This window comes from Asanoa sp. NPDC050611 (assembly GCF_040654855.1).
In the GTDB taxonomy this organism is placed as follows: domain Bacteria; phylum Actinomycetota; class Actinomycetes; order Mycobacteriales; family Micromonosporaceae; genus Asanoa.
Genome location: NZ_JBFAIU010000315.1, coordinates 1 through 8,844 on the forward strand (window position 1 = coordinate 1; position 8,844 = coordinate 8,844).

The window sequence follows — 8,844 nt, forward strand, 5'->3', positions numbered from 1 at the left end:
GCCGAGCGGGTCGGCCACCGGCGACTCGGCGCAGTAGACGACCGGGCCGCGCTCGTCGACCGGGACCGTGCCGAGTCCGTCGTGGACCGGTTCGCGGAAGCCGCGAACGCCGGCGACCGGGCGGCCGTCGCGGCCCTGTTCGCGCCCGACGCGCGGTTCGACAGCGTGGGGCGGATCTACCCGGACCGGGCCGCGATCATGGACAGGTTCCTCGGGCCCGAGGTGCTCGACGCCGGTGGTCGTTACGCCCCCGGCGAGCAGCGGTGGGAGGGTGACCGGCTCGTCGTCGCCTACGAGTTCACCACCCGTTCCGGCGGGCGGGAGCGCTTCACGTACGCGTACCTCGTGCGTGACGGCGTGATCCGCGACGTGGTCGGGCGCTACCTCACCTCCTGAGGGCGCGGGGCCGGCCGAGCACCTCGGTCGCCGCGAGCAGCACGATGATGCTGCCGAGGCACCAGATCGCGAGCTTGACCGCCGGCGAGCGGGCCGCGTCCGGGAAGTAGATCACCGACCTGATCAGGTCGGCGCCCAGCCCGGGGATGTCCCACTCGTGGATGCCGCGGAAGAAGCCCGGCAGGAACTCCGGCGAGTAGATGCCGCCCGACCCCGGGTTGCCGAGGACGACCAGCAGCAGCACGATCAGCGCGGTCCCGATCCGGGCCAGCCAGCTCTGCACGGCGACGGCGAACAGCGCGGCGGCCCACGCCAGGAGCAGGCCGGCCCCGAACAGCTCGGGCAGGTGCCGGTGCCAGATGTCCAGGATCGGGCCCACGATGAGCACACCGGCGAGCGCGAGCAGCGCGGCGTGCACGGCGAGGCCGCCCATCCGCAGGGCCGCCCGGGACGGGGTGGCCGGCACCGTGCCGAGCGCCAGGCTGAGCGCGATGCCGCCGAAGTAGCCGCCGATGACCAGCCCGACCGCGAGGTAGAACGGCACCACGCCGCGCTGGTCGTCCGTGACGACCGGCACCGCGTCGGTGACCGCCAGCGGGACCCCGGCGCGTTGCGCGGCCAGGATGGCGCTGATGACCGTCGTCGCGGCCGGACCGGCGGCGCTGGCGACCGTCAGGGTCAGCCCCGACCCGCCGGTGGCCAGCACCGCGTAGACCTGGTGCCGGTCCAGCGCCCGGTCCGCCGCGGCGCGCGAGTCGAAGTCGACCGCGAGCAGCCGTGGACCCTGCGCGCGGACGGCGGCCATCAGCGACTCCGCGGCCTGGTCGCCGCGGACCACCCCGACCGGCACGTCGACCGGCCGCGGGTTGTGCAGGGCGCCGACGAACGCGGCGATGAACGCGATGCCGACGAGCAGCGCGATGAACAGGGGCCCGGCCCCGACCGCGATGGCCCGGCGCACCGGCAACGCCGGCGCCGCCGGCTCCCGCCGCGGTCGAAGGGCCCCGATGATCTCCTGTACGACGACGTGCTGCCGCGACTGCTGGTGGTTATCGCCCACTTTGTCATACTATTGCCCGAGCCAGCCCTAATGGAGACGCTGGGCACAGGCGGGAAACCGGAGGCCTCTGGCAACGGAGACCGGCCCTCCGTCGAACCTCACCGCCCAAACCGGCCGGCAGCGCGGCGGCACCCTCGCCTGCGGCAGTGCCGGGGTCAGCGGCTCAAGCGCGCCGACGCACACCTAAGTCGGCGAAGTGACGCGGCGCGGCTCTCCGACACATTCAGCTGGCGGACCGATTCCCCCGCGCGTGCCCAAAGCGTCCTCATCACAGGTTTGTACGTAGTGTCGCTGTCGCCTGAGCCGTCGCGTCGTGTTCCGTACGGCGGCCGTCGCTCGCGGCGGCGGTCGCAGGTGACGGTGCGATCGGGGCGCTCCGGATGATCGTGTCCTGAGCCCACCGTTCGCTGAAGCCCGCGAGGAACGACAGGCCGCCGTAGAAGTGAGCAGCAGTTTCGGTGTCCACCGCGAGCGGCAGCAGGCTGCCCGCAACAAGGACGTAAAGCGCGACACCGAAAATCGCGCCGACGAGAGGACGGAACATGCCGGCGAGAAGAGTCACCACGCCGCCCTGATGAACATCCACGGAGAGTTGCTGGCCTCGGGCGATGCGGACCATCACGCTCGTCGTTGCGCCGACGCCACCGCCAACAACGCACACGGTGAGCAGTTGCTTGAGGTCGGCGGGCAGCCCTAGTAGCCACGTCACGGCGATCGGCAGCGCCACGAAAGCCGCGCCGAGCGGCAGACCCAACAGGTAATTGCGGAGCGTCTTGTGGATGGCGTCGCGTTCCACGTACGTTTCGATCCGGTCGAGCTCCGCGTTCGCGATCTTTGCAGCCTCCTCGAGTTCCTCGGTGCCCGCACCCTTGTGCACCGCCACGTCCAGCGTGCCGAGCAGCATGACGGTGACAGTAAAGAGCATTTCGGCGACTAGTACTCGCGTGCGTTCCGAGATTGTCGATCCAGAGGCACACTCGGTCCGCCGCGCGAGCCAGAGGGTGCGCCACAACGCCGCCACGAACGGCGGGTTTCGCATCGCGACGTCGCGCCGGTCTATCCACAGCCACAGGCGGCGACCGCTGTGCGACCCTTGCTCGGTCAGGAACGCGCAGGCTCTGGAGTACTTGGCCACGAAGGAGTTGCAGATGGGGCCGTTGCTCTCCTCAAAGGTCCTGCGGAGACGCAGCAGCGCGTCGCTGTCGCCGCACTTGTACGCGTCGGCCAGCTTCGGGAGCATTGCCATGCCAGGCAGCAGTTCTGTATCCGCCCCGGCATTCCGGGTTTCGCTCCCGGTGCAGGACACATTGGCCTCGGTCTTAGCAGTTAGTTGACGCGCGTCCGCCCCGGGCTCCTCTCCATTCACGCGGACGTTCGTACTCCCGCGCGGAGGTAAACCGGAAGATCGCTGTCCTCGATTTGACAGCTTGTGCGGTCGGTGTGGCAGGGGGAGCCCCTGCCACACCGGGTCCTCAGTAGGTGACGCCGCCGCCCGGAGTGGGCTGCTGGCCGCCCGAGGTGATGGCGTCGCCGTTCGGGTTGACCAGCCACCACAGCGCGCCGAACGCGTTCACGCCCTGGCCGTTGGTCTGGCCCGGTGCCGTGTCGGCGATGAACTTGTAGAGCGGGTGGTTGTTGTACGTCGCCTGCTTGGTGTTGTCCTGCCGGTTCGACGTGGCGAGCTTGCTCGCGTCGACGCCGTTGCCGGCCTGCACCGCGCCCTGGGTGACCAGCGGCGGCCACTGCGCCGCGCACGCGCCGTTGCACGTCGACGTGTTGCTCTTGTCCGCCACGAACAGGTACAGCGAGTTGCCCTGCCCGTCGGTCAGGTAAGGCCCGTTGGGCCCGTTGCGGGTCTGCACCGTCACGCTCGCCGGCGGTGCGCCTTTCGCCTCGGTCGCGCCGGCGGTGGTCGCTGCCGTGGCCCCTGCGACCACAAGCGCCGCGCCGGCCACGCCGACCCCGATCTTCGCCCAGAATCCCCTGGACCTCCCAGCCATGGCGCTGTTCCTTCCCCCCGATGGAAACAGTTCCAAAGGCCGACGCTACGCCAGGCAGGTGACCGGGATTTGGTGTACGGCGTTGTTGACGAACCCGCCCCGGTTCCAGGGCTGGTCGACCGGCTGGACCTCACCGTCGGCCGTCGTCGCGCGCGCCGTCACCGCGTAGGAACCCGGCGTGGCCTGCCATTCATGGGTCCACCGCCGCCAGGCCCACCGGTGACCGCCGTCGGGCGCCAGCGTCGCCTCCGCCCAGGTCGCGCCGCCGTCGACACTCACCTCGACGAGCGTCACCGGTGCCCGCCCCGACCAGGCGCGCCCCTCCAGCGTCACCGGACCCGGCCGGACGACCCGGCCCCGGGTCATGAAGTCCGGGAACCCGGGCGGGATCACCAGCGCCCGGGGCGCGATCCGGGTGATCGGCTCGCCGGGCTCGTCGGCGCGCTGCCGCACCACGTACGCCTTCTGCTGGAAGCCCTCGAACGCGGAAGCCAGCACCTCGATCCGGCTCAGCCACTTCACGTTGGTCATCCCGTACCAGCCCGGAACCAGCAGCCGCAACGGGAAGCCGTGCTGCGGCGCGAGCGGTGCGCCGTTCATCGCATAAGCCAGCAGCACGTCGGGATCGCCGGCCTCCGCGACGGTCAGCTTGCGCTGGTAGTCCTGCTCCACGCCACGCTCGACGCCGTGGTCGGCGCCGGTGAACACCACGTCCACGGCGGACGGCCGGACGCCGGCGGCGGTGAGCACGTCGCGCAGCGGGACGCCCGTCCACTCCGCGGTGCCGACGGCCTCGACCAGCCACGGCTGGCTGACCGGACGCGGCTCGAGCCGGGCGCGGCCGTTGCCGGCGCACTCCATCGTCGCGCGGACGGTCCTGGCCGGCATCGCCTTCAGCGTCGCCAGGTCGAGGGTGAGCGGCCGGTCGACCTCACCGAGAACGCGCAGGGTCCAGGCGGACTCGTCGACGAACGGGATGTCGTAGTGGATCAGCAGGTAGTGCAGTCCCGGCGGGGTCAGGTCGTAGCGCATCGCCTCGAGCGGCATGCCGTGGTTGCGGGCGGCCAACCCGAGTTCGGCGGTGCTGACGCCCTCGTCGTCGGCGGCCACCCGGCTGGGGGTGCTGATCTCGTCCAGTCTCACCGCCTGAGCGTACCGGGCGGCCAACGTACACATTGACATCGATCTGTAAAGGGTGTTTCCTAATAGCGCCCTGGTCGGCGAGGGCGTGACATTCATCGATTCAGGAAAGGGACGAGCATGTCACGAGCACGCATCGCCGCCGGCATCGCGCTGGGCGTCGTCGCGGCGGCCACCGGGTTCGCGCTGACACCTCCCGCGTACGCGGCGAACGAGCCGGTCAACATCTGGCTGACCACCACCTCCGACGGCGGCGGCCGCACCGTCACCCGGGGCCTGCAGCAGCAGGCGGCCGTCGCGTTCGCGGCCAGCAGCCCCGCCGCCACGCACACGATCACGGTCAACGAGAACACCCGCTACCAGACGTTCGAGGGCGCCGGCGCGTCGATCACCGACACGACCGCGTACCTCCTGCGCGGTGGTCAGGTCAGCGCGGCCACCCGGGACGCCGTGATGCGCAAGCTGTTCCACCCCACGGACGGCATCGGGCTCTCCTTCGTGCGCAACCCGATCGGCGCCTCGGACCTCTCCCGGCCGGGCAACGTCTCGCTCGACGACACGTGCTGCAACCTCAACGACTTCCACGCCAACGGGTACGACACCGACGTGCGGCTCCTGACCCAGCAGGCGAGGCAGCTCAACCCGGCCCTGCGGGTCAAGGGCGTGCCGTGGAGCGCGCCGGGCTGGATGAAGGACAACGGCCGGATGGACCAGATGGGCTGGCTGCGGGCCGAGTACTACCCGATGTACGCCCAGTACTTCGTGAAGTACGTGCAGATGTACCAGGCGGCCGGCATCCCGGTGAACTACGTGTCGGTGCAGAACGAGCCCAACTGCTGCCAGGCCGGCAACCCCACGGCGATGAACTACCCCGGCATGAGCTGGAACTCGTCCGGGCTGCTGGAGTTCACGAAGAACCACCTGCTGCCCGCGTTCCGCGCCGCCGGCATCACCACGAAGGTCATGGTGCACGACTGGAACTACGGCGACTGGGGCCAGATCGGCGCGGGCATCGTCTCCGACGCGACGTTGCGCAACGACCCGCTGTTCGCCGGCATCGCCTGGCACGGCTACTCCGGCAACCCGTCCGTGGGCTCGCAGGTGAAGGGTCAGTACCCGGCGGTGCACCAGTTCTCGACGGAGCACTCCGGCGGCACGTGGATCGGCAACCAGCACAACGAGGACATGGCCGACATCGTCAACTACACCCGCAACTGGAGCGAGTCGGTGGTCAAGTGGAGCCTCGCGCTCAACCAGTCGATGGGCCCCCACAACGGCGGATGCGGCACCTGCACCGGGCTGATCACCGTCCAGGAGGGCGGTTCGCGAGCCGGGCAGGTCGACTACACGATCGAGTACTACACCACCGGGCACCTGACCAGGTTCGTCCGCCCGGGCGCGCAGCGGATCGACTCGACCGCGAACGGCACCGTGCAGAACGTCGCCTGGCGCAACAGTGACGGGTCCAAGGCGCTGATCGCACACAACGGGGGTACGGGCAGCCAGTCGATCCGGGTCGTCTGGGGTGGACAGTCGTTCACGTACACGATGCCGGCCCGGACGACCGCGACCTTCACCTGGTCCGGCACCCAGGGTGGCGGTGGCCCGACGAACCCGCCGACCGGCCGCACCGGTCCGATCACCGGGCTCGCCGGCAAGTGCCTCGACATCGCCGGGGCCAACAGCGCCGACGGCACGGCGGTGCAGCTCTACGACTGCAACGGCACCGCGGCGCAGCAGTGGACGATCGGCACCGACGGCACCGTGCGGGCCCTGGGCAAGTGCCTCGACGTGCGGGACAACTCGACGGCCAACGGCGCCCGGGTCCAGATCTGGTCGTGTACGGGCGGCGCCAACCAGCGCTGGACGGCGACCGCGGCCCGGGACCTGGTCAGCGCCAGCGCCAACAAGTGCCTGGACGTGGTCGACAACAACTCGGCCAACGGCACGCCGACGCAGGTGTGGTCGTGCACGGGCGCCGGCAACCAGAAGTGGACCGTGCCGGCCTGACATCGATGAACGTTGACCGGTCGGACCTCTCGGACTACCGTGGGTCCGATCAGTCCATCAAATCCGGCATTATTCGGCCATTCGGCGGTGGCCCGAGGGGAGAAAGACCCGATGGGTATCACACGCCGAACCGTGCTCGCGGGCGCCGGTGCCAGCGCCGCCGCCCTCGCCGTCAGTTCGTCCGTTGCCGGTGCCGCCGCGCCCAGCCCGCCCGGCGACGTGGTCGGCAAGATCTCGGTGGGCTATCAGGGCTGGTTCGCCTGCCCGGGCGACGGCGCCCCGATCGGGGGGTGGTGGCACTGGTCGCGGGACCGGTTCCAGCCGCCCTCACCGTCGAACACGACGATCGTCTCGTGGCCGGACATGCGCGAGTACACGCGCGGCTACACGACCGCGTACCCGAATCTCGGCAACGGGCAGCCGGCCCAGCTGTTCTCGTCGTACGACGACCAGACCGTCGATGTCCATTTCAAGTGGATGCAGCAGTACGGCTGCGACACGGCCGCGCTGCAGCGGTTCAACCCGGTGTCGGGGGAGGGACCGACGCGGGACGCGATGGCGGCGAAGGTGCGGGCCGCCGCCGAGCGCTACGGGCGCAAGTTCTACATCATGTATGACGTCACGAGCTGGACGAACATGCAGTCGGAGATCAAGACCGACTGGACGTCGAAGATGTCGGCGTACGTGTCCTCGCCCGCCTACGCCCGCCAGAACGGCAAACCGGTCGTCTGCATCTGGGGCTTCGGCTTCAACGACTCCGGGCGGCCCTTCGCACCGGCACCGTGCCTCGACGTGGTCAACTGGTTCAAGGCGCAGGGCTGTTACGTGATCGGTGGCGTGCCCACCTACTGGCGGCAGGGGATCAACGACTCCCGCGCGGGCTTCTCCGGCGTGTACCACGCGTTCAACATGATCTCGCCGTGGATGGTCGGCCGCACCGGCGACCTGGCCGGGCTGGACTCCTTCTACAACAACGTCAACGTGCCCGACAAAGCCGACTGCGACGCCAACGGGATCGACTATCAACCGTGCGTGATGCCCGGTGACCTGTCGTCGGGTCACCGCCGGCACGGCGACTTCTACTGGCGCCATCTCTACAACATGATCCGGCTCGGGTCAGCCGGCCTCTACGTCTCGATGTTCGACGAGTACAACGAGGGCAACCAGATCGCGAAGACCTCGGAGACCCAGGCCACGACGCCGGCCGGTGCGAACATCCGCGCCCTCGACGAGGACGGCACGGCCTGCTCGTCGGACTACTACCTGCGGATCACCGCCGACGGCGGCCGGATGCTCAAGGGCCAGCTCGCCCTGACCCCGAACCGCCCGACCCAGCCGGTGGTCGGGACGACCCCTCCGCCCACCGGCGCCGCCGGGCTGCGGTCGCGGGCCAACAACCTGTGGGTGCAGGCGACGGACGCCGGCAACGGCCCGCTGGCCGCCCGCGGCGCGTCGCTCGGCGCCTGGGAAGGCTTCGACATCGTGCAGCTCAGCGGCGGCAACGTGGCGTTGCGGGCGCGGGTCAACGGCCGATACGTCTGCGCGGAGAACGCCGGCGCGAACCCGCTGATCGCGAACCGCACCGCCGTCGGCGGCTGGGAGACGTTCCGGCTGATCCGCAACGCCAACGGGACGGTCAGCCTGCAGGCGACGGTCAACGGCCGGTACGTCTGCGCGGACAACGCCGGCGCCGCGCCGCTGATCGCCAACCGCACCGCGATCGGCCCGTGGGAGCAGTTCGATCTTGCTACCCCGTAGCATCGGGCCATGCAGTTCGACCTCTCCCTCGACGAGCTGGCCGCCTATCACTACGACGAGCCCGAGCCGGCCGATTTCGACGAGTTCTGGCGGCGCACGCTGGACGAGGCCGGGCGGATCCCGGTCGCGGCCGAGTTCGCGGCGCACGACGCGCTGCTGCGCACGGTCGACACGTTCGACGTGACGTTCGCCGGCTACGGCGGCGACCCGATCAAGGGCTGGCTGATCCTGCCCGCCGACCGGTCCGGACCGCTGCCGACGATCGTCGAGTACATCGGCTACGGCGGCGGCCGGGGCGAGCCGATCGAGTGGCTGGCGTACGCCAGCGCGGGCTACGCCCACTTCGTGATGGACACCCGCGGCCAGGGCAGCACCTGGCGCACCGGCGACACGGCCGACCCGGGCGCATGATCGCGTCGGTGCGCATGGGCGGACCGCCGACGGACATGACGCCGGCGGCGGCGACCGTGCCTCGGAGGG

Annotated in this window: 8 protein-coding genes; 4 read left to right on the top strand and 4 right to left on the bottom strand. The window is 70.3% G+C overall.

Annotated elements, in window-relative coordinates:
- The coding region (locus AB0H87_RS33005) for a nuclear transport factor 2 family protein (protein WP_360154656.1) at positions 1-396 on the top strand (396 nt) is incomplete at its 5' end.
- Here AB0H87_RS33005 and AB0H87_RS33010 read toward each other — a convergent pair.
- The 4 genes from AB0H87_RS33010 to AB0H87_RS33025 form a co-directional block, all read right to left on the bottom strand.
- A complete protein-coding gene (locus AB0H87_RS33010; protein WP_360154659.1) occupies positions 386-1,456 on the bottom strand; it encodes a hypothetical protein in 1,071 nt (356 codons plus the stop codon). The two genes, AB0H87_RS33005 and AB0H87_RS33010, sit on opposite strands and share 11 nt — an antisense overlap.
- A gap of 268 nt (positions 1,457-1,724) precedes the next feature.
- A complete protein-coding gene (locus tag AB0H87_RS33015) occupies positions 1,725-2,822 on the bottom strand; it encodes a hypothetical protein (protein WP_360154662.1) in 1,098 nt (365 codons plus the stop codon).
- 106 nt (positions 2,823-2,928) lie between these two features.
- Positions 2,929-3,456 carry a hypothetical protein gene (locus AB0H87_RS33020; RefSeq protein WP_360154665.1) on the bottom strand — a complete coding sequence of 176 codons (528 nt, stop codon included), beginning with the start codon at positions 3,454-3,456 and terminating at the stop codon, positions 2,929-2,931.
- Positions 3,457-3,501: 45 nt separating this feature from the next.
- On the bottom strand, positions 3,502-4,599 hold the full coding sequence (locus AB0H87_RS33025) for a sulfite oxidase (protein WP_360154668.1): 1,098 nt from the start codon (positions 4,597-4,599) through the stop codon (positions 3,502-3,504).
- 117 nt (positions 4,600-4,716) lie between these two features.
- Between AB0H87_RS33025 and AB0H87_RS33030 the strand changes: the two genes are divergently transcribed.
- The 3 genes from AB0H87_RS33030 (at position 4,717) to AB0H87_RS33040 (ending at position 8,775) form a co-directional block, all read left to right on the top strand.
- Complete coding sequence (locus AB0H87_RS33030; protein WP_360154671.1) at positions 4,717-6,606, top strand: lectin; 1,890 nt, start codon at positions 4,717-4,719, stop codon at positions 6,604-6,606.
- A 111-nt stretch (positions 6,607-6,717) separates the two neighbouring features.
- Entirely contained in the window at positions 6,718-8,364 is a 1,647-nt protein-coding gene (locus AB0H87_RS33035; RefSeq protein WP_360154674.1) for a lectin, read from the top strand.
- A 9-nt stretch (positions 8,365-8,373) separates the two neighbouring features.
- Entirely contained in the window at positions 8,374-8,775 is a 402-nt protein-coding gene (locus tag AB0H87_RS33040) for an acetylxylan esterase (RefSeq protein WP_360154677.1), read from the top strand.
- Positions 8,776-8,844 lie beyond the last annotated feature (69 nt).

Coding starts and splice junctions, on each gene's coding strand:
- AB0H87_RS33020 (WP_360154665.1), bottom strand. CDS start 3,456: ATGGCTGGGAGGTCCAGGGGATTCTGGGCGAAGATCGGGGTCGGCGTG.
- AB0H87_RS33030 (WP_360154671.1), top strand. CDS start 4,717: ATGTCACGAGCACGCATCGCCGCCGGCATCGCGCTGGGCGTCGTCGCG.
- AB0H87_RS33035 (WP_360154674.1), top strand. CDS start 6,718: ATGGGTATCACACGCCGAACCGTGCTCGCGGGCGCCGGTGCCAGCGCC.
- AB0H87_RS33040 (WP_360154677.1), top strand. CDS start 8,374: ATGCAGTTCGACCTCTCCCTCGACGAGCTGGCCGCCTATCACTACGAC.